Source organism: Mycobacterium hippophais, assembly GCF_027529605.1.
In the GTDB taxonomy this organism is placed as follows: Bacteria; Actinomycetota; Actinomycetes; order Mycobacteriales; family Mycobacteriaceae; genus Mycobacterium; species Mycobacterium arseniciresistens.
The window spans coordinates 177,097-196,100 of sequence record NZ_JAPZPY010000009.1 but is presented as its reverse complement, the minus strand read 5'-3'; the positions used below and the strand labels follow the sequence as shown (position 1 = coordinate 196,100).

The following is a 19,004-nucleotide window of genomic DNA, read 5'->3' as shown; positions in this document are numbered from 1 at the left end:
CCGCGCGCATACTCGGCTCATGAGCGCCTGGACGCCCGATCCCGATGCGCTGCGCGGCCGCGTCGCCGTGGTCGCCGGTGCGACCCGCGGTGCAGGGCGCGGGATCGCCGCGGCGCTGGGCGAGGCCGGCGCCACGGTGATCTGCACCGGTCGCAGCAGCAGGTCGGGATCTGCTGGTCCCGGCGGCATCCGGTCGGACTACGACCGCCCCGAGACCATCGAGCAGACTGCGGAACTGGTCACCCGACTCGGCGGCACCGGTGTCGCCGTCCAGGTCGACCACCTCGACATCGCGCAGGTGCGCACCCTCGCCGACCGTATCGCCGGCGACTACGGAACCATCCACATCCTGGTCAACGACATCTGGGGCGCGGAACTGCTGAAGGGCCCGCCGCCGAGCTGGAACCGGCCGGTGTGGGAGCACTACCTCGACGCGGGACTGCGGATCCTGCGCCTCGGTCTCGACACCCATCTCATCACCTCGCACTGCCTGTTACCGCTGCTGGTCCGGGCACCGGGCGGGCTGCTCGTCGAGATCACCGACGGCACAAGCGAACACAACGCCGACCGATACCGTCTCTCGGTGTTCTACGACCTGGTCAAGACGGCGGTCAGCCGGCTGGCATTCTCCCACGGCCACGAGTTGTCGCCGTTCGGCGCCACCGCCGTCGCCGTCACACCCGGCTGGCTGCGGTCGGAGATGATGCTCGACAACTACGGCGTGACCGAGGACGACTGGCGGAACGCGCTGGAACCCGACCGCCCCGCCGGTCGACCGACCGCACCGCCGGGCTTCGCGGACTCCGAGTCGCCTCGCTTCGTCGGGCGCGCCGTGGCCGCCGTCGCCGCGGACGAGAACCGGGCGCGGTGGAATCAGCGCTCCGTCAGTGCGGCCGGGCTGGCGCGCGTCTACGGGTTCACCGACCTCGACGGCCGCCGGCCCGACCCGTGGGACAACGCATAACCGCAGCTCCAGGCCGCTTCAGCCAGATCAGTAGACAAATATCCGAATCTGTTCACTCATTTCGTTGACACTGCGATGCCGCGGGCGGTTCTATGTCGAGGTGACCTACGACACGATCATCCGCAACGGCCGCTGGTTCGACGGCACCGGCGCCGCCTCCGCGGTGAGGAACATCGGCATACGGGACGGCCACGTCGTCGCGATCTGGCCGGACCCGCTCGACGATGCGGGCTGCCCGCAGGTCATCGACGCCACCGACCGCTGGGTGCTGCCGGGCATGCTGGACATCCACACCCACTACGACGTGGAGGTGCTCGACGGTCCGGCCCTGTCCGAGTCACTGCGGCACGGCGTGACCACCGTGATGCTCGGGTCTTGCTCGCTGTCGACCGTCCACGTCGACGGCGAGGCGGCGGGCGACCTGTTCGGCAGGGTGGAGGCGATCCCCCGCGATCACGTGATCGCGGCGGTCAACCGGCACAAGACCTGGTCGTCGTGCGAGGAATACGTGTCGGCCCTGGAGTCGCGGCCGCTCGGCCCCAATGTCGCTGCGTTCCTCGGCCACTCCGACATGCGCACCGCGGTGATGGGGCTCGACCGCGCCACCCGCAGCGACGAACGTCCCAGCCGGGCCGAGCAGGCCGAGATGGAGCGGATGCTCAAGGCGGCGCTCGACGCGGGGTTCGTCGGAATGTCCTCGATGCAACTGCTCTTCGACAAGATCGACGGTGACACCTGCCGCTCGCGCACCCTGCCGTCCACCTATGCCAAGCCACGCGAACTGCGCAGGCTCAAGTCGTTGCTGCGCCGAACCGGGCGGATCCTGCAGTCCGGCCCCGACATCCAGAATCCGCTCAACCTGGTGTCGCAGCTGGCCCAGTCGCTGGGCGTCTTCCGCAATCCACTCAAGACCAGCCTGCTGTCGGCCGCCGACGTGAAGTCCAACCCGTATGCCATCGTGGCGCTCGGGCCGATGGCGCGCGCCGTCAACGCCCTCGGCGGCGACTTCCGCTGGCAGCACCTGCCCGTGCCGTTCGAGGTGTACGCCGACGGCATCGACCTGGTGGTGTTCGAAGAGTTCGGATCGGGTGCGGCCGCACTGCATCTGCGCGACGAGGTGGAGCGCAACGAGCTGATGCGCGACGAGTCCTACCGCAGGCAGTTCCGCAAGGACTACGAGAACAAGATGGGCATGCGGGTGTGGCAGCGCGACTTCTTCGACGCCGAGATCGTCGGCTGCCCGGACGCCTCGCTCGTCGGCAAGTCCTTCGGTGACGTAGGGCTCGAACGGGGTCTGCACCCGGTCGACGCGTTCCTCGACCTGGTCCTCGCCCACGGCACTGCCCTGCGCTGGCGCACCACCATCTCCAACCACCGGCCCGACGTGCTCAAGAAGCTCGCGCGCGATCCCGGCATCCAGATGGGCTTCTCGGATGCCGGCGCACACCTGCGGAACATGGCCTTCTACAACATGGGCCTGCGGTTCCTGCGCCACGTCCGCGCGGCAGAACAGGCCGGGCGGCCCTTCATGACGGTCGAGGCCGCGGTGCACCGGCTGACCGGCGAGCTCGCCGACTGGTACCGGCTCGACGCCGGGCACCTGCGCATCGGTGACCGGGCCGACGTCGTCGTTCTCGACCCGGCGCGGCTCGACGACACCCTCGACGCCTACGCCGAGCATCCGGTCGACCACTACGGCGGCCTGTCGCGCATGGTGAACCGCAACGACGACACCGTCACCGCCGTCCTGGTGGGCGGCAACACGGTGTTCCGCGACGGAGCGCCGACCGACCTCGTCGGCACCCGACGGACGGGTCGCTTCCTGCGCGCCGCCCACCGGGCTCCGGCACCCACCCCGACCGAGAAGGAGTTGTCCAGTGCCCGTTGACGAAACGGTGCTCGGAATGTGGAAGGCGCTGTCGGCGCGCGACTGGGAGCTGCTCAAGACCCACCTGGCCGACGACTGCATCTATGCGGACATGCCGGTCGGCCCGGCACTGGCGGCACGGGGCCCCGACGACATCGTCAAGCGACTGAAGGTCGGCCTCGAGCCGCTGGCGAGCTATGAGAACCACGACGGCACGCTGGTCAGCAACGGCGCCGACGTGATGTACGAGCATTCCGAGACCTGGGGATGGCACAGCGGGGAGACCGCGGTGCTGCGCTTCGTGACGGTGCACCGCGTCGAGAACGGCAAGATCACGGTCTGGAAGGACTACTGGGACATGTCCGGGCTGACCGCCACCGCGCCGCCGACCTGGATGGAGGAGCTGATGAGCGCCGACACGTCATGGGTGTTCGACGCCACCGGGCTCATCTAGAACCTAGACGCTCCACGCCATCCGGAACTTGTCGCACCGTTCCTCCGGTGACAGGTCCCCGAAGTTCTCCTGCTCGTAGCGCCGGACCGCCAGCACGGAGTCGACCACCTCGTCGCCGAGGATGCCGCGCAGCAGGGCGGACCGGTCCAGCCTGTCCAGCGCGGTGCCCTGCTCGGCGGTCAGCAGCACGGTGCCGTCGCTGTCGCGCTGTTCCGCGCTGAGCGTCGCGGGGTCGGCGGTGGTCTCCGGCGGCAGCGCCAGTTCACGCTCGATGCCGTCGAGTGCCAGGCCGAGGATGGCCGCCGACGCCAGGTAGGGGTTGGCCGACGGGTCGATCACCTTGACCTCGACGTTGCCGCCGTGCGGGTTGCCCGGTCCGCCGGTGAGGAAACGCACTGCGGCTTCCCGGTTCTCGGCGCCCCAGCAGACATAGGCGCCGGACCAGTGGCCGGGTTGCACACGCAGGCCGGACACCACCGAGCCGCACAGCGTCGCCTGCGCCTCGGGCAGACCCGCGACGAGCCCTGCGACCGCGGACTCCCCTGCCGGTGTCATTCCGTGTGCGCCTGCCCCGCCGGAAAACACCGGGATCTGGTCCTTCAGCAACGAGAAATGCTGATGCGCACCGGATCCGACGCTGTCTGCGAACGGCACCGGCGACAGGCTGACCCGCAGCCCGTACCGGCGGGCGACCCGGCCGACGATGATCCGCATCAGTACGAGGTGGTCGGCCGCGGCGACGGGCGACTGTGGGGCGAGCGAGATCTCGAACTGATTCGGTCCGTACTCGGCGTGGAACTGTTCGATGGCCACCCCGGAACCGGTGGCGGCCTCGGTGACGTCGCGGACGAACCCCTCGTACTCGAGCACGCCCGCCAACCCGTACTGCGCCCAGGAGTGCGTCGGCAGCCGGGAGCCGTCGGGCCCGACCAGCAGGAACTCGAGCTCGTGTCCGACCGCCGCGGTGAGCCCGGCGTCGGCCAGTCGCTGCTCGACGCGGCTCAGCGCACCCCTGCAGCAGTAGGGGTCCGGTGAGCCGTGCTGATCGAAGAACGCCCCTGGCGCCCAGGCCAATCCATCGCCGAGGATGCGCAGTGCGCCGAGGTCGATACGGATCCGCTGGTCGCCCACCGGGCCGATGGCGTCGCTGACCGCGATGCCGACCTGATCAATGGTGAAGGCGTGCCAGACCGGGCTGGCGCCGAGCCCCGGATCGGCGAATGCGCCCATCCGGCGCAGCGGCACCGTCTTGGCGTGCGTCAGGCCGGCGGGATTGACGACGGTTCCGATCAGGGTGGCCACCCCGTCGGACTCGAGCTGGGCGATGGCCGCTGCGGCCAGCGGTTTGGCTGCCATGCCCGTCATTGTGCATGGCGCGGGCTCACAGCCGCGGCGGGAACCGCGCCGCGGTCAGAACTGGGGAGCGTCCTCTACAGGGTGATCTTGCAGGACTGGCCGATGTCGAGGGTGCGCAGCACCCGGCCCATACCCAGCCACATGGCGCACGAGATCGCGAGATCGGTGATCAGGTCGCCGTCGAAGTGCTCGCCGGCGCGCTGCCAGAAGTCCTCGTCGTCCCGCAGGCCGGTGTGGTCGGTGACGAACCGGTGGGCGAACTCGGCGGCGATCCGTTCGGCGGGGCTGTAGCCGGGCCACGTCCGCCACTCCGACGCGTGGGTGTAGAGATCCTCGTCGACGCCTGCGGCGGCGCCGTCGGAGTCGCGGGTGTTCAGGCAGACGACGCACTCGTTCGAGTCGGCGATCACGATCCGCGCGAGTTCCCGCACGCGCAGCGGCAACCGGCCTTTCGCGTAGACCGCCTGGGTGAAATTCGCCATCGCCGAGCCGAGGTCGGGTGACCGGACGGCGAAGGCGGTGACGTCATCGTCGGCGAAGTCTCCGATTCGGCTCATGGACGGATCGTACGGCGGATCGGCCGGAATTGGAACACGTTCTAGTTTGTCGGCGCCGCGGGCGCGGCGGCGGTGAGTTCGCCGCGCTCGTCACCCCAGTCGCGCTGCACCAGCATGCGGTGGGCGATGCGCTCCAGCGCGGCCTCGACCTGCAGCCGGTCGGGCCGGCCCTCGAACGTCGGGGACTGCGCCAGCTTGTCGACGATGAGGCTGACCAGGGCGGCGGAGGCCGCGTCGACCTGTCGTGCACCGCGCTGCGTCAGCCACAACCGATTGCCCGTCCGCAGGGCATATCCCGTCTCGACGAGCCGGCCGAAGATCGGTTCGATCACCTCGCACGGGATGCGCAGCCGGTCGGCGATCGTGGTCAGATCGGCGATGCCGAAGGCCTGGTTGTGCCGGTAGATCTGCAGCAGTGCCCACAGCCGGGCGACGTCCAGTTCACAGCCCGGGCAACCGGCGACGTTGCGCAGCCGGATGTCCGGTGAGTTGCGCATGAGCCTGCCGATGGTGGTCTCCAGCAGCTTCTCGGGCGTCTCGGTGCTCGGCATGCCGAAGCCCTCGCCGAGATCGACCGCGACGCCGGTCTCCATCTCGCGCAGTGGCACCTCCTTGAGCAGCAGGGCGACGAAGAACCCGACAAGTGCCACCGGTGCTGCGCACAGGAAGACCAGCCCGAGTGAGTCGGCGTAGGCGGTGACGATCGGGGCCGCCTGCTGCGCCGTCAGCTCGTGCAGCGCCTGCGGCGACTCCGCGGCAGCCGGCGGTGCTCCGCTGGCGATGACGGCCGCGCCGATGCGGTCGTCGAGGAAGTTGGCGAACAGCGAGCCGAAGATCGCCGCGCCGAACGAGCTGCCGATGGTCCGGAAGAAGGTGACCCCCGAGGTGGAGACGCCGAGATCGGTGAAGGCCGACGTGTTCTGCACGGTCAGCACGAGCACCTGCATGCACAGCCCGATGCCGGTGCCGAGCACGAGCAGGTACAGGGACTGCAGCAGCAGCGGGGTGGTGGCGTCCATCCGGGACAGCAGCACGAAGGCCACCGCCATCACGGCGGTGCCGACGACGGGGAAGATCTTGTACCGGCCGGTGCGGCTCACGAGGATGCCGCTACCGGTCGACGTGATGAGCAGACCGGCCACCATCGGCAACGTCCGCAGGCCCGACTCAGTGGCCGACACCCCGTCGACGAACTGCATGAAGGTCGGCAGGAACGTCAGCGCGCCGAGCATCGCGAATCCCACGATGAACGACAGCACACAGCAGACCGTGAAGACCGGGCTGGCGAACAGCCGCATCGGCAGGATCGGCTCGGCGGCCCGCCACTCGGCCCACACGAAGGCGGCCAGCGCCACGGCCGAGCCGACGAACAATCCGATGATCACCGGCGAGCCCCAGGCGTACTCCCCGCCGCCCCAGCTGGTGGCCAGTGTCAGGCCGGAGGAGCCGAGGCCCACGAGGACGATGCCGGCGTAGTCGATCGCCGGCCGTGCGCCGCGGGCCAGGGCCGGGATGGCGGTGGCGGCGACGATCAGCACGACGATGGCGACCGGCACGTTGATCCAGAAGGCCCACCGCCAGGTCAGGTGGTCGGTGAAGAAGCCGCCGAGCAGCGGTCCCACCACCGTCGTCACGCCGAACACGGCGCCGAGGGCGCCCTGGTAGCGGCCGCGGTCACGCAGCGGGATGACCTCGCCGATCAGCGCGGTCGCGGTGACCATTATCGCGCCGCCGCCGATGCCCTGCAGCGCACGGGAGGCGACGAGCATCGTCATCGACTCCGAGAGCCCGCACAGCACCGAGCCGGCCAGGAAGAACAGGATCGCGACCTGGAACACCAGTTTGCGCCCGAACAGATCGCCGAGCTTGCCGACGATCGCGGTGGCGATCGTCGACGCCAGCAGATAGCTCGTCACCACCCAGGACTGGTGGCCGGCGCCGCCGAGGTCCGCCACGACGGTGGGCAGAGCGGTGGCGACGATGGTCTGGTCAAGGGCTGCCAGCAGCATCCCGAGCAGCACGGCGACGAACACCAGGTTCCGGCGCCGGGCGCCGAGCATCGCGCTGCGGTCCTCGGGATCGGTGGCCGTTGCCTCCGGAGTCGTGGTCGCCATGCCTGCCTTTCTCGCCGCCTGACCGTACATCGTTAGCTAGGCTAGAAAAGTTACGGCCGACGCAGAACGGCCGCAGGACGGGGCTTCTCGATCCTGCGGCCGGCTACCCGGACAACCCGGTGCGAATATGCGCGGGCGGCGCGCTACTCCTCCGTGCTGCCCGGCGGGCGGGATACGCACTGCGCCGCGTAGAGCTGCTCCCCGAGCTTGTCCATCAGCTGCAGCTGGGTCTCGAGGTAGTCGATGTGCTTCTCCTCGTCGGCCAGGATGTACTCGAAGAGGTTGGCGGTGGTGTGGTCTTCCTTCTCCCGGCACAGCGTGATCCCCGGCTTGAGCCGTGCCATCACCTCGTACTCGATCGCGAGATCGGCCTCGAATTGTTCGCGCAGCGTCTGTCCGACGCGCAGGGAGAAAAGCCGCTGGTAATTCGGCAACCCGTCGAGAATGAGAATTCGATCCGTGATGGACTCGGCGTGCCGCATTTCTTCGAACGATTCCGCCCGAGTGTGTGAGGCCAATTCCGTGAAGCCCCAATTATCCTGCATCTTGGAATGCAGAAAATACTGATTGATCGCTGTCAATTCACTCGTCAACTGCTCGTTGAGCAATTTGAGGACTTCGGCATCGCCTTGCATGTTCGCTCCTAAACACCTCGGGGCTGACCAACGTGTCGCCATCTGCGCCGCCTCTCCAATCTAATGCAGAAGTGGCCGGATGGGCACCTCATTACGCCTGTCAGAGGCGTGTTTTCGGACCGAACGGCGATTTTCGTAAGACAGCCTCACCTTCCAAGTGGGGGCACTCTGGACTGCCTGTCCTAAGTAAGGTTAGACTGCGCTAACGCATCGACCGGGAGCTCGGACAGGTGGAAAACAATGGGTGAGTACGACCTCCACTCGCTCATTCTCGCGTGCGATTTCCGCGTGGACGACGTCGATCGAATGTGGCGTTGGCTCCAGAAACACGAATCCGGTCTCGACGCGATCGGCGCGCATCACGTCGTTCTCTACCGGTCGATCTGGGAGCCGGGGCGTGTGCTGGTCACGATCGGCCTGCGCAACCCCATGTCGATACGTGAGATATTGCGTTCACCGACCATTTTCGAATGGTTCGACATCTCCGGTGTCGAGGACATCCCGCCGATCTTCGGCGGCGAGGTGGTCGAGAAGATCGACCTCTGCGGGCCGACCTCGGAGGAACACGTCGGCCGCACCGTCGTCGGCGTCATGTCGTCCGTCGACGACGTGGCAGCCCTGATGGCCAAGATCCACGACGGCATCGACCGGTTCAAGCGTGGCGGTGTCCGCAAGATCTGGGTGTACCGGGCGCTCGACGACGGGCAGGAAGTGATGATCCTGCAGGAGATCCAGGACGAGGCCAGCGCGCGGAACTGGATAGAGCATCCCGACGCCGCGGCCGAGTGGATGTCGCACGCCGGCCTCGGCGCCTACCCCACCCAGTTCGTCGGGCGCTTCGCGCACCTGATGAGCATCGACGGCGGAACGAACGGGTGAGCTGATGTTCGTCTGCCTGTGCCACGGCGTCACCAGTCATGTGGTGGACGAGGTGGTGGCCGCGGGCGCGAGTACGACGAAGCAGATCGCCGAAGCCTGCGGCGCGGGCAGCGAGTGCGGCCGGTGTCGGCGCACCCTGCGCGCCATCATCGCCGCTCACCAGGTCAACGACTCCGCGACCCCGGCAGGGCGCTGACTACTCCCCCTGGTCGCGTCGATCGGCGAAGGCCGCCAGCGCCTCGGAGTTGGCGGCGGAGCCCAGCAGTTCGGCGAACTGGGCGTACTCCCTCGCGATCGCGTCGCGGATCGCGTCCCGCGTGGGCTCCACCATGGTGTGCTTGACCGCCATCAGGCTCGGCAGCGGGCGCGACGCGAGCAACCCGGCGTGTCTGTGGGCCTCGGCGAGCAGGTCCTCGGGCTCACAGACCCGCCACGCCACGCCCATCCGCTGCGCCTCGGTGGCGTCGATCCATTCCGACGACAACAGGATCCACGCCGCGTTCTGCCGGCCGATCAACTGCGGCAGCAGGTAGGACGAGGCCGCCTCCGGCGCCACACCCAGGCTGGTGAACGGACACTTCAACCGCGCGGCGCTCGACATGAACACCAGATCGGCGTAGCCGAGGATGGTGGTGCCGATGCCGACGGCCAGCCCGTTGACCGCGCACACCAGCGGCTTGCGCAGGTCGAGCAGCGCCTCCATCAGACCGGGGAAGCCGTACTCGCCCGGCTGGTAGTCGGGATCGGTGACCCGGGCTGCCATGTCGTTGAGGTCGTTGCCTGCGCTGAACGCCCGGCCCGCCCCGGTCAGCACCACCACCGACACCTGCGGATCCGCGTCCGCCTCGCGCAACGCGATCGTGGTCGCGTCGTACAAAGCCTCGTTGAACGCGTTGAGCGATGCCGGACGGTCGAGGGTGATCGTGCGGACCGCGCCCTCGTCACTGATCTGCAGTGTCACGGCCAGCAGCGTACGCAACGGCGCGGCGCGTGGGTGCGCTCAGGTGGTCGGTGCGAACGGCGGGCGGAACACATAGCGGCTGCTGGGCACGGTGTCGACGTCGCGATCGGCGCCGAACCGCCCGGTGCTGGCGAGCATGCGCCGCATCCGGTCGCCGAGATCGGCGTCGTCCGCGGCGCCGAAGAACGCGTGCAGGTCGGACACCGCCTCGAGCGGGAACGTCTCCTCGACCAGCGCGGAGAGCTCCGGCGCCGCCGGCGTGAGGGCCCGTACGACGGTGTTCTGCACGTAGCCCGACGTGGCCTGGGTGGCCAGCGCCACCGGGGTGTGGTCGACGTGCCAGCGCTCCAGCCAGCTCGCCTCGTCGAGTTCGGCCGGGCGGCGCAGCAGCGCCACGTTGACCAGCCCCGCGGCCCGCTCGCCCGGAGCCGGCGTCGGCGGCGCCAACGGCACCGATTCGGTGACCAGATAGGCCGCCGCCTCGGCGCACTCCCGCGCCAGCCGCTCGACGACCGCGCCGACCTGGCCGCCGTAGTACTGCTGGGTCCACACGCTGACGACCGCCATCACCGGAGGGTCCAGCGTGGTCAACGTCATGAGCGAGTCCCGCACCACCGAGTCGCGGACATTCACCGCGAGACCGGGCACACCCGTCGCCAGGAGCTCCGCCGCGACCTCGCCGCGCAACCGCTCACACCAGGCGTCGTCGACCTCGTCGGACCGCAGCGTGATCATGACCTTCTCCACGGGGTGAACCTACATATCGTTTCCGAACCGGTGTCGCGGCCTGCCGCGCGATGTACGGCCTCCGGGTGAGAATGGGCGGGTGCAACTTCGGCCCCTGACGCTCGAGCGGGCGGCGCCCAGGTGGCCGCTCGACCTCGGGGCGGTGCTGCGCAGTCTGGCCGGTGTGCTGTTCGTGGCCGCGGTCGCGCTGCGATTCGGCGCCGTCGGCGCGGCGACCGCGGCGGCCGGTGCGGCCGCAATAGCCGGCGGCACCGCCCTCCAGGACGAACCGCGCGGCCCCGGTCCGCGGGTCGTGCTCGTCTCCCTCGCGATGGGCGTCGCGGTCGGCCTTGGCGGGTGGGCGTCCGGGATGCCGGTGGTGTTCGTCGCTCTCGTCGCCGTGTGGTGCTGGCTCGCCGGGCTGATGTGGACGTTCAGCGCGAACACCGGGCTGCTCGCCACGGCGACAGCGGTGCTGCTGGTCGTCGCGCCGCCGACCCCGCCGGTGGACGCGGCGGTGGCGGCCGGGCTGGCCGTCGGGGGCGGGCTCGTGCAGGCCGTACTGATCGCCGTCCGGCCGCGACGGCGGTGGCGGACACAGCGGGCGGCGTCGCAGCGGGCGTACCGCTCGCTCGGTGAGAACTCCCGCGCGCTCGCCGACGATGCAGGCGCCTGCGTCGACCCCGCGCCGCTGCGCCACCTGCGCGACGCCTTCACGCTGTCGGACTACCAGGCGCGCCGCCGCCCCTTGGCGTACCGGCAGTGGTACGGGCTGCCCGAGCGCATCGCCGCGGCGGTCACCGCGGCGGCGAAGGTCACCGACCCCGGCGTCCGCAGTCGCCTGCTCGCCGCGGCCGCGGACACTCTCGAGGCGATCGCCGTGCGCGACCGTGACGACGCCGTGCACGCCCTGGCGGCGGTTCTCGCCGCCGCGGACACGGCCGTCGGGCCCGACAGAGCCGCGGCGCAGCGCCTCGTGTCGTCACTGCGCGAGGCCGTCGCCGCGCAGTTCAGTGAGATCGCCTCCACGACATCAGATCTGCGCCGGCTGACTCGTGCCGACGTCGCGGGGGCGGCGCGCACCCGGATCAGGGCGGTGCAGGGTCAACTCGACCGGACCTCGTCGATCCTGCGGCACGCGATCCGGCTGGCCGCCGCCGCAGCGGCCGGGACGGCGTTCGCGCGCTGGGCGGAGCTCCCGCACGGGCACTGGGTGGCGCTCGCCGTGCTGTTGGTGCTCCGGCCGGAGACGGCGCACACCTACACGCGCTGCGCGGGCCGCATCGCCGGGGTCCTCGCCGGTATCGGCGTCGCGTCGGTAGTCACGGTGATGTGGCACCCGACGGGTCTGGTGGCCGCAGCGCTGGCCGTGCTCTGCCTCGGACTCACCTACGCGATGTCGGCGTACGGGTACATCGCCGTGAGCGCCGGGCTGGCTGCGGCGCTGGTGTTCCTGGTCGACGTCTCGGCCGTCGCCGGCACGGCGGCGCTGACCGACCGGTTGACCGCCGCCGTGATCGGTGGTGCGCTCGCCGTGCTCGGCCACGTGCTGCTGCCCGACGACGGGCTGGTCCGGCTGCGGCAGCGAGCCGGCGAGCTGCTGCGGGCCGAGGTCGACTACGCCGCCGCGGTGATCCGGGCCTTCGTGCACGACGTCGACCGGCCCGCGGACGCGGTGTCGGCCGCCTGGCAGCGGGCCTTCCGGTCGCGCGCGGCGTTCGAGGCGGCGTGCGGCACCACCCGTGTCGCGGCGCGCGAACTGCGGCTGTGGCTGCGGACGTACCGGTCGGCGCTCAATGCCGTCACCGCCTCGTGCACCGCGCTGGAGAACAACCTGCCCGGCCAGTTGCCTGCGACGATGACCATCGAATTCGTCACGGTCGTCGACGATTACGTCGACGTGCTGCGCGGCGGGTTCCCGGACCCCACCGCGGCGTGGACGGTCGACGGCGAGGCGCTCGCCGCCGCGAACGCCAGGGTCCGCGAGGTCGCATCGACGTTGCCGTCCGATCTCGCGGCGGCCCGCGTGCTGGTCGCCGAGATCGCTGTGATCACCGCGCAGCTCGCCAGGTTGTCCGGCGGTGCCAATGCGCTGCCCTGACGGTCAGCCGCGCGCCCACCTCGGGAGGATGAACACGCCTTCGGCCTCCGCGGTGACACCGTCGGCGTCGGCGATGTGCCCGGTGGCGTAGGCCTTGATGCCGTCGATCCGCGACACGCTGCCCTCGGCGCGCAGCGGTCCGAGCGGTGTGGCGCGCCGGTACCGGACGCTGATGGTGCCGGTGAACCGCGGGCTCTCGGGATCGTTGGCGGCGACCTCGCCGAGGACGTGGTCGAGCACCATCGCCACGACGCCGCCGTGCACGTGTCCCGGCGGCCCTTCGTAGGCGGCCCCCAGGTGGAAGTCGGTGCGGACCGCGCCGGAGTCGTCCCGCTCGATCACCAGCGGCGGTGCGATGGGGTTGCGGACGCCGATCACCGGGTTGCCCCACGGCATCCGGTCGCCGTGCGAGGTGATCTGGACGCCGAACGCGCCGTCGACCTGGCGCGACCGCAGCAGCGCGGTGGCGGCGTCGATCTGGGCGCGTGCGGAGGCCACCGCTTCCGCGTCGACCTCGGTGCGGATGGTGGCGTCGACGAGGTCGCGGACCGAGTCGGCGAGCCCGCCGTAAGTGTCTCGCAGCTGCGCCACGTCGTCGGGCGTCAGGTGCTCGACGCGGGTGAAGCGCGGCATCCCAGAACTAGAACACGTTCTCATCGCCGGTGTCGAGTCACGCGCCGGGCGCCGGGCCGGTGAGGATCGCGCGCACCACCGGGGCGGCCCAGCCGATCAGCTCGTCGCGGCGCAGGTCGGCGACCGCGGGGTTGGCCAGCACATAGCGGGTGGTCGCCAGCCCGATGACGAACGCCCCCATCAGTCCGGCGCGTTGCGCCGGGTGGTCCGGCACGGCGGTCGCAAGCACCGGCGCGACCTGGGTGGCGAACACCCGGCGCATCGTCTCGGCGGCCGACTCACTGGTCATCGCGGCCCTGAGCAGGGCGACGAAGGTGGAGTCCTGCTCCCAGACCGCGAAGAACGCCGGCAGCAGCACCTCGGCGACGTCCTCGGGGCGGGTCCCGGTGAGGTCGGGCAGGTTCAGCGTGAAGTCGGCGGCGGCGGCGAACAACGCCTGCTTGGTGCCGAAATAGCGGATCACCAGTGCCGCGTCCACACCGACGTCGGCGGCGACGGCGCGCAGGGTGGTCCGCTCATACCCGTCGACCCCGAACCGCCGCCGCGCCGCGGCGAGGATGTCCGCCCGGGTCGCCGCTGCATTGCGTTGCCGTGTGGCTGCCATCGCACCAGCTTAAGTCATCGACTGTTGACTTGATCGCGGGGCGCGGCCTACGGTCTAAGTCATCGATTGTTGACATGAGGAGTGGTGGACATGAACGACCCAGCAGTGCTGATCGCCGGCGCGGGCCCGACCGGACTGACCGCCGCCATGGAACTGTCGCGACTCGGCGTCGACGTCCGCATCGTCGACAGGGCGGGCGCGCCGTCGGCCACCTCGCGGGCGCTCGGCATCCAGGCCAGGACCGTCGAACTGCTGCGGCCCCGCGGCGTGGGTGACGAACTGCTCCGGCTCGGCAACCGGGCGAACGCCACCGCGCTGTACGCGACGGGCGGCAAGCTCACCGAAATCGAATTACACCGGATGGCAAGCGATTTCAACTATGTGCTGCTGCTCGATCAGTCCGAGACGGAACGCGTGCTGACCGAACAGCTCGGCCGCCAGGGCGTCAAGGTCGAGCGGGGCGTCGAGGTGACGGCGCTGCAGCAGCACGACGACTCCGTCGCGGTGCACCTTCGCGCGGGCGACGGGCAGTCCGAGATCGTCCGGCCCCGCTATGTCATCGCCGCCGACGGCGCGCACAGCGTCATCCGCAAGGCGACCGGGGTGAGCTTCGAGGGCAGGCAGCTGTCCCACTCCTACGTGCTCGGTGACCTGTCACTCACCGGCGACGTGCCCGAGGATCAGCTGTCGATCTTCCTCGGCCGACGCGGGTTCCTCGCGGTGTTCCCGATGGGCGCCGGGCGGTTCCGATTCATGGCCACCGACCCCGACGGCCTCACCGGCGACGCCGGTGACCCGACACTGGCCGGCATCCAGCAGCTCTACGACCGGACGGCCGCCCTTCCGGCGCGGCTCGCCGGGCTGCGGTGGAGTTCCCGCTTCCGGATCAACAGCAGGCACGCCGCCCATCTGCGCGCGGGGCGGGTGTTCCTCGGCGGCGACGCCGCCCACGTGCACAGCCCGGCGGGCGGGCAGGGGATGAACGCCGGCATCCAGGACATGGTCAACCTCTCCTGGAAGCTGGCACTCGTGCTGGCCGGCCGGGCCCGGCCCGAACTGCTCGACACCTACGAGTCCGACCGGCTACCCGTCATCCGCGACCTCGTCACGATGACCGAGCGCGCCACCGCCGCGTTCAACTCGACCAGTCCGCTGGCGCACGCGGCGCTCACCCGCCTGGCGCCTCTGGTGCTCGCGCGGATCCGGTTGCAGCGCAAGGCCGCCGACCGGCTCGGGCAGCTGAGCGCCGGCTACCGCGGGGCGCCGCTCAGTGCCGACGGCGGCCGGATCGGGAAGCTGCGCGCGGGCGACCGGATCCCGGACGCCGCGGTGGTCACCGTCGACGGTGAGCACCGGCGCCTGCACGACCTGCTCGACCTGTCCGGCCCGACCCTGTTGGTCTTCGGCGACGACGAACCCCTGCGCACCGGCCTATCGACCGCCGTGACGGTGCGGCGGTTGGCCTCGGCCCCCGCGCTCACCGCCGATCCCGCCGCCTGGTTGCTGGCCCGCCCGGACGGCTACCTCGCCGCGGCAGGCACCGCGGCCGACGCCGACCGGCTGCGCCGGTGGGTGAAGCGCTGGTTGACCCCCGACACACCCTGACCGCTGATCAGAGCGCCACGCGCGCTGCGGCAGAAGCAAATCCCAGCCAGGTGTGCCGGTTGCCCGCCCAGCACCAGCCGACCTTGGGGGCATCGCGGTGAGCGGGGCCGTCACGGCCGGTGCCGTTGCTGATCCACAGCGCCGGGGTGCGCGCGTCGAGCCGTCCGTCCGGCTTGCGACGGCGCGAGCCGACGGTCATGAAGCAGCGGCCACGCTGCAGCGCCTCGGGCTGCTGGATCAGCCAGTGCAGTCCCTCGGCCAGGGTCAACGGTGTGCGACCGGCCGCCTCGATCGCCGGAAGCGCCTCGTCCGGACTCCAGTTCGCCATCTCGTCGCCACGGTCGACACCGCTGATCGCGTATACCGGTCCGCCCGGCGGTGCCACGGTGGGCAGCGGCGCGAACTCGTCGACGTCGGCCATGTCGGAGACCACGAACCCCACCTTGTCGTGCCTGCGGAGCAGCGGAGCCAGCGCCGAGGGCGGCAGCCGCACGGGGTCGACCGCCAGCAGGACGGCGTCGCCGCCTGCGCGGTCGGCCGCCTCGTGCAGGACGTCCGCGGACAGGCCGGCCAGTTCGTGTGCCCCGACGGCGATCAGCCGTTCGGCCTGCACACGGGGTTGCGGAAGGGTGGCGGTGAGTGTCGGCATGGGGGCACAACGAAGCAAACCCGGCGGCGAGTTCCGGCGGAGCGTGATGCGCAGTGCCACAACCGATGCGGCAATCGCAACCGGTCACTGATGCCGGACGGTCAGTCGGCGACGAACGCGACCTCGGTGCTGTCGGCGAGCACGACGTACAGCCGGCGCCACGGCTCGGAGCCCTCGAGCCGCCACTTGTGGCCGGATCCGGCGGTGTCCTCGGCCAGCAGCACATCGCCCGCGCCCAGCGTGAACTCCTCGCCGTCGCGGGTGGAGAACACCAGGCTGCCCGCCAGCGTCACCACCAGTTGACGCACGGGCGCGGTGTGCCAGGCCAGCGCGGCGCCGGCCGCGGTCTCCTCGACCGTCACGTGGGTGGACGGCATCACTGCCGACACCAGGTCGTCGTTGCGGCCCGGGCGCATCTCCAGCCGCCCGATCTGGAACTGCGACGCGTTGTCGTCGCCCGTCCACAACCGCACACACCGGATCATCTGGTCACCGTAATGGTGTTCGTGCAGCTCCGCGCGTCCAACCGGCCGACCGTCATCGGGAACTCGCGCGCTGCGTAAACTGCGCGTGGTGATCAGTGACGACGACCTGCGCAGGTTGCACCGCTGCGTCGAACTCGCCCGGACCGCGCTCGACGCCGGTGACGAACCCTTCGGCTCACTGCTCGTCGACGAGGCAGGCGAGATCCGCTTCGAGGACCACAACCGCGTGAAGGACGGCGACGCCACCGCCCATCCCGAATTCGCCATCGCCCGCTGGGCCGTCGACCACCTGAGCCCGGCCGAGCGGGCGCGCGCGACGGTGTACACCTCGGGCGAACACTGCCCGATGTGCGCGGCCGGCCACGCCTGGGTCGGACTGGGCCGCATCGTCTATGCGACGTCGTCGGCCCAGCTGACGGGCTGGCTCGCCGAGTGGGGCGCCCCGTCACCCCCGGTGGCCACACTGCCGATCGCCGCCGTGGCGCCCGCCGTCGTCGTCGACGGGCCGGCGCCCGAACTCGCGGACACCATGCGGGCGCTCTACGAGGCGAAGTTCCGCCCGGCGGGAAGTCCCGCATGAGCGGGCCGGACTGGGTGCGCCACGCCATCTGGTGGCAGGTCTACCCACTGGGATTCGTCGGCGCCCATCCGGCCGACCCTGCGCCGGGACCCGACGAGCACCGGCTGCGGCGCATCGTCGACTGGCTCGACCACGCGATCGCCCTCGGCGCCTCCGGCCTGGCGCTGGGCCCGGTGTTCGCCTCGCGCACCCACGGCTACGACACCACCGACCACTACCGCATCGACCCGCGCCTCGGCGACGACGCCGACTTCGACCACCTCGTCGCCGAGGCACACCGGCGCGGGCTGCGGGTGCTGCTCGACGGCGTGTTCAACCACGTCGGCACCGACTTCGATCGCTACCGGCGGGCCGCCGACGGCGATGCCGACGCCCGGGCCTTCTTCCGAACGCGCGGCGGCGATTTCGGCACCTTCGAGGGCCACGGCGAACTGATCGCGCTGGACCACCGCAACCCTGAGGTGGTCGGCTACACCGTCGACGTGATGCGGCACTGGCTGGCGCGCGGCGCCGACGGCTGGCGACTCGACGCCGCCTACGCGATGCCCGACGACTTCTGGGCGCAGGTGCTGCCCGCGGTCCGGGAGTCGTTCCCCGAGGCGTGGTTCGTCGGTGAGGTGATTCACGGCGACTACGCCGCCCACGTGTCCGGCGCCGGGTTCGACTCGGTGACGCAGTACGAGCTCTGGAAGGCCGTCTGGAGCAGTCTCAACGACGGGAACTTCCACGAGCTGGATTGGGCGATGCAGCGCCACAACGACTTCCTGTCGTCGTTCGTCCCGCTCACGTTCGTCGGCAACCACGACGTCACGCGCATCGCCAGCAAGCTGGACGACCCGCGCCACGTCGAGCACGCGCTGGTGTTGCTGTTCACCACCGGCGGCACCCCCAGTGTCTACGCCGGCGACGAGCTGGCCTATCGGGGAGTCAAGGAGGAACGGTTCGGGGGCGACGACGCGATCCGTCCCGAATTCGGTTCTCCGCCGGCGCTGTCCGACGACGCCGCGGGCGACTCGTTCCGGCTGCACCAGCACCTCATCGGCCTGCGCCGGCGCCACCCGTGGCTGCACGAGGCGACGACCTCCGCGCTGGCGCTGACCAACACCCACTACGTCTACCAGAGCGCGCGCGACGGGGAGCGGCTGCTCGTGGCGCTCAACGTCGACCCGGCCAAGCCGCTTCGGGTGTCGTTGCCCGAGCTCGGATTCGGACGCGGCCGGGTGGTCGCCGGTTCCGGCGCCCCGCCGCAGGACGACATCGAGCACACCGAGGTCGGCCCGAACGGATGGGTGGTCATCGCACCGGGCTGATTGGTGGGCCGGGATGCGCTCAGGTCAACAGCTCGACGGTCGCCGGGTCCTCGCCGTCGTAGAACTTCTCCAGCACGCCGGCGAAGTCGGCGTCGTCGGCGGCGGCGCGGGCGAACAGCGTCATCGACGACCGCACCTTGAGCACGTCGGGAAAGCCGAAGACGTCCTCGGCCGACCGCCCCTCGAGCCGCTGCACCAGGCGCGTGCACTCCCGTAGCCGCGCGCCGAGCACCGGGTGCTCGAGGTAGGCCCTCGCCTCGGCGAGCGATGCGATACCGAACCGGTCGGCGGTGGCACTGCGCCCGAGTCCGCGCAGCTGCGGGAACACGAACCAGATCCAGTGCGTGCGCTTGCGGCCCGCCCGCAGTTCGGCCAGCACCGTGTCGTAGACGGGCTCCTGCGCGGTCACGAAGCGCTGCAGATCGAAGGGGTCGTCGGTGGTCATGTCAGCCACGGTGACACATGTCCGCCGCCGGGCCGGCGACAATTTGCCCACAGCCCCCGCATCGGGTGCCCGGGCCAGC

20 protein-coding genes are annotated in these 19,004 nt (G+C 70.5%); 9 read left to right on the top strand and 11 right to left on the bottom strand.

Annotation, left to right across the window (positions count from 1 at the left end; all coding sequences use genetic code 11):
• Positions 1–19 precede the first annotated feature (19 nt).
• The 3 genes from O6P37_RS19475 (at position 20) to O6P37_RS19465 (ending at position 3,285) form a co-directional block, all read left to right on the top strand.
• Positions 20–964, top strand: a complete 945-nt coding sequence (locus tag O6P37_RS19475; RefSeq protein ID WP_269895608.1) for an SDR family oxidoreductase — start codon at positions 20–22, stop codon at positions 962–964.
• 100 nt (positions 965–1,064) lie between these two features.
• Positions 1,065–2,852, top strand: coding sequence for an N-acyl-D-amino-acid deacylase family protein (locus O6P37_RS19470; RefSeq protein WP_269895607.1), 1,788 nt, complete (start codon positions 1,065–1,067; stop codon positions 2,850–2,852).
• Complete coding sequence (locus tag O6P37_RS19465; RefSeq protein ID WP_264011878.1) at positions 2,842–3,285, top strand: nuclear transport factor 2 family protein; 444 nt, start codon at positions 2,842–2,844, stop codon at positions 3,283–3,285. The genes O6P37_RS19470 and O6P37_RS19465 overlap by 11 nt, the downstream gene beginning before the upstream one ends.
• Positions 3,286–3,288: 3 nt before the next feature.
• On the opposite strand, the gene O6P37_RS19460 is transcribed toward O6P37_RS19465, so the two are convergent.
• The 4 genes from O6P37_RS19460 to bfr form a co-directional block, all read right to left on the bottom strand.
• Complete coding sequence (locus O6P37_RS19460; RefSeq protein WP_269895606.1) at positions 3,289–4,650, bottom strand: type I glutamate--ammonia ligase; 1,362 nt, start codon at positions 4,648–4,650, stop codon at positions 3,289–3,291.
• A gap of 65 nt (positions 4,651–4,715) precedes the next feature.
• Positions 4,716–5,198: a carboxymuconolactone decarboxylase family protein gene (locus tag O6P37_RS19455; RefSeq protein ID WP_264011876.1), complete on the bottom strand. Its 483-nt coding sequence runs from the start codon at positions 5,196–5,198 to the stop codon at positions 4,716–4,718.
• Positions 5,199–5,239: 41 nt separating this feature from the next.
• Positions 5,240–7,312, bottom strand: a complete 2,073-nt coding sequence (locus tag O6P37_RS19450; RefSeq protein ID WP_408633206.1) for an MDR family MFS transporter — start codon at positions 7,310–7,312, stop codon at positions 5,240–5,242.
• A 143-nt stretch (positions 7,313–7,455) separates the two neighbouring features.
• Entirely contained in the window at positions 7,456–7,947 is a 492-nt protein-coding gene (bfr, locus tag O6P37_RS19445) for a bacterioferritin (protein ID WP_269895605.1), read from the bottom strand.
• A 240-nt stretch (positions 7,948–8,187) separates the two neighbouring features.
• On the opposite strand from bfr, the gene O6P37_RS19440 reads away from it, so the two are divergent.
• Together O6P37_RS19440 and O6P37_RS19435 are read left to right on the top strand one after the other, a co-directional pair.
• Entirely contained in the window at positions 8,188–8,826 is a 639-nt protein-coding gene (locus tag O6P37_RS19440) for a fatty-acid--CoA ligase (protein WP_269895604.1), read from the top strand.
• A gap of 4 nt (positions 8,827–8,830) precedes the next feature.
• Positions 8,831–9,022 carry a (2Fe-2S)-binding protein gene (locus O6P37_RS19435; protein ID WP_264011873.1) on the top strand — a complete coding sequence of 64 codons (192 nt, stop codon included), beginning with the start codon at positions 8,831–8,833 and terminating at the stop codon, positions 9,020–9,022.
• Here O6P37_RS19435 and O6P37_RS19430 read toward each other — a convergent pair whose 3' ends face one another.
• Both O6P37_RS19430 and O6P37_RS19425 read right to left on the bottom strand, forming a co-directional pair.
• Positions 9,023–9,787: an enoyl-CoA hydratase/isomerase family protein gene (locus O6P37_RS19430; RefSeq protein WP_269895603.1), complete on the bottom strand. Its 765-nt coding sequence runs from the start codon at positions 9,785–9,787 to the stop codon at positions 9,023–9,025. It lies immediately after the preceding gene.
• 39 nt (positions 9,788–9,826) lie between these two features.
• Complete coding sequence (locus tag O6P37_RS19425; RefSeq protein WP_269895602.1) at positions 9,827–10,534, bottom strand: hypothetical protein; 708 nt, start codon at positions 10,532–10,534, stop codon at positions 9,827–9,829.
• Between the two features lie 79 nt (positions 10,535–10,613).
• On the opposite strand from O6P37_RS19425, the gene O6P37_RS19420 reads away from it, so the two are divergent.
• Entirely contained in the window at positions 10,614–12,614 is a 2,001-nt protein-coding gene (locus O6P37_RS19420; RefSeq protein WP_269895601.1) for an FUSC family protein, read from the top strand.
• A gap of 3 nt (positions 12,615–12,617) precedes the next feature.
• Here O6P37_RS19420 and O6P37_RS19415 read toward each other — a convergent pair whose 3' ends face one another.
• Both O6P37_RS19415 and O6P37_RS19410 read right to left on the bottom strand, forming a co-directional pair.
• Entirely contained in the window at positions 12,618–13,247 is a 630-nt protein-coding gene (locus O6P37_RS19415) for a PaaI family thioesterase (protein ID WP_269895600.1), read from the bottom strand.
• 37 nt (positions 13,248–13,284) lie between these two features.
• Complete coding sequence (locus tag O6P37_RS19410; RefSeq protein WP_269895599.1) at positions 13,285–13,851, bottom strand: TetR/AcrR family transcriptional regulator; 567 nt, start codon at positions 13,849–13,851, stop codon at positions 13,285–13,287.
• A gap of 90 nt (positions 13,852–13,941) precedes the next feature.
• Between O6P37_RS19410 and O6P37_RS19405 the strand changes: the two genes are divergently transcribed.
• Complete coding sequence (locus O6P37_RS19405; RefSeq protein ID WP_269895598.1) at positions 13,942–15,456, top strand: FAD-dependent monooxygenase; 1,515 nt, start codon at positions 13,942–13,944, stop codon at positions 15,454–15,456.
• Between the two features lie 7 nt (positions 15,457–15,463).
• On the opposite strand, the gene O6P37_RS19400 is transcribed toward O6P37_RS19405, so the two are convergent.
• Together O6P37_RS19400 and O6P37_RS19395 are read right to left on the bottom strand one after the other, a co-directional pair.
• The gene (locus O6P37_RS19400) at positions 15,464–16,105 is read right to left on the bottom strand and encodes a DUF5701 family protein (protein WP_269895597.1); all 642 of its coding nucleotides are present in this window, start codon (positions 16,103–16,105) and stop codon (positions 15,464–15,466) included.
• Positions 16,106–16,206: 101 nt separating this feature from the next.
• Positions 16,207–16,590 (bottom strand): cupin domain-containing protein, encoded by a 384-nt coding sequence (locus tag O6P37_RS19395; protein ID WP_264011862.1) that lies wholly within the window; start codon positions 16,588–16,590, stop codon positions 16,207–16,209.
• An 85-nt stretch (positions 16,591–16,675) separates the two neighbouring features.
• On the opposite strand from O6P37_RS19395, the gene O6P37_RS19390 reads away from it, so the two are divergent.
• Positions 16,676–17,170: a nucleoside deaminase gene (locus tag O6P37_RS19390; protein WP_269895596.1), complete on the top strand. Its 495-nt coding sequence runs from the start codon at positions 16,676–16,678 to the stop codon at positions 17,168–17,170.
• Complete coding sequence (locus O6P37_RS19385) at positions 17,167–18,480, top strand: alpha-amylase family protein (protein ID WP_269895595.1); 1,314 nt, start codon at positions 17,167–17,169, stop codon at positions 18,478–18,480. Before O6P37_RS19390 ends, O6P37_RS19385 begins: the two co-directional genes overlap by 4 nt.
• 19 nt (positions 18,481–18,499) lie before the next feature.
• Here O6P37_RS19385 and O6P37_RS19380 read toward each other — a convergent pair whose 3' ends face one another.
• Positions 18,500–18,925 carry a DUF1810 domain-containing protein gene (locus tag O6P37_RS19380; RefSeq protein WP_269895594.1) on the bottom strand — a complete coding sequence of 142 codons (426 nt, stop codon included), beginning with the start codon at positions 18,923–18,925 and terminating at the stop codon, positions 18,500–18,502.
• Positions 18,926–19,004 lie beyond the last annotated feature (79 nt).

What these genes read in the sequence shown, in the direction of transcription:
- O6P37_RS19450 (WP_408633206.1), bottom strand. Translation starts at nt 7,312, where the DNA reads ATGGCGACCACGACTCCGGAGGCAACGGCCACCGATCCCGAGGACCGC.
- O6P37_RS19405 (WP_269895598.1), top strand. Translation starts at nt 13,942, where the DNA reads ATGAACGACCCAGCAGTGCTGATCGCCGGCGCGGGCCCGACCGGACTG.
- O6P37_RS19400 (WP_269895597.1), bottom strand. Translation starts at nt 16,105, where the DNA reads ATGCCGACACTCACCGCCACCCTTCCGCAACCCCGTGTGCAGGCCGAA.
- bfr (WP_269895605.1), bottom strand. Translation starts at nt 7,947, where the DNA reads ATGCAAGGCGATGCCGAAGTCCTCAAATTGCTCAACGAGCAGTTGACG.
- O6P37_RS19440 (WP_269895604.1), top strand. Translation starts at nt 8,188, where the DNA reads ATGGGTGAGTACGACCTCCACTCGCTCATTCTCGCGTGCGATTTCCGC.
- O6P37_RS19410 (WP_269895599.1), bottom strand. Translation starts at nt 13,851, where the DNA reads ATGGCAGCCACACGGCAACGCAATGCAGCGGCGACCCGGGCGGACATC.
- O6P37_RS19395 (WP_264011862.1), bottom strand. Translation starts at nt 16,590, where the DNA reads ATGATCCGGTGTGTGCGGTTGTGGACGGGCGACGACAACGCGTCGCAG.
- O6P37_RS19385 (WP_269895595.1), top strand. Translation starts at nt 17,167, where the DNA reads ATGAGCGGGCCGGACTGGGTGCGCCACGCCATCTGGTGGCAGGTCTAC.
- O6P37_RS19435 (WP_264011873.1), top strand. Translation starts at nt 8,831, where the DNA reads ATGTTCGTCTGCCTGTGCCACGGCGTCACCAGTCATGTGGTGGACGAG.
- O6P37_RS19475 (WP_269895608.1), top strand. Translation starts at nt 20, where the DNA reads ATGAGCGCCTGGACGCCCGATCCCGATGCGCTGCGCGGCCGCGTCGCC.
- O6P37_RS19460 (WP_269895606.1), bottom strand. Translation starts at nt 4,650, where the DNA reads ATGACGGGCATGGCAGCCAAACCGCTGGCCGCAGCGGCCATCGCCCAG.
- O6P37_RS19455 (WP_264011876.1), bottom strand. Translation starts at nt 5,198, where the DNA reads ATGAGCCGAATCGGAGACTTCGCCGACGATGACGTCACCGCCTTCGCC.
- O6P37_RS19415 (WP_269895600.1), bottom strand. Translation starts at nt 13,247, where the DNA reads ATGCCGCGCTTCACCCGCGTCGAGCACCTGACGCCCGACGACGTGGCG.
- O6P37_RS19380 (WP_269895594.1), bottom strand. Translation starts at nt 18,925, where the DNA reads ATGACCACCGACGACCCCTTCGATCTGCAGCGCTTCGTGACCGCGCAG.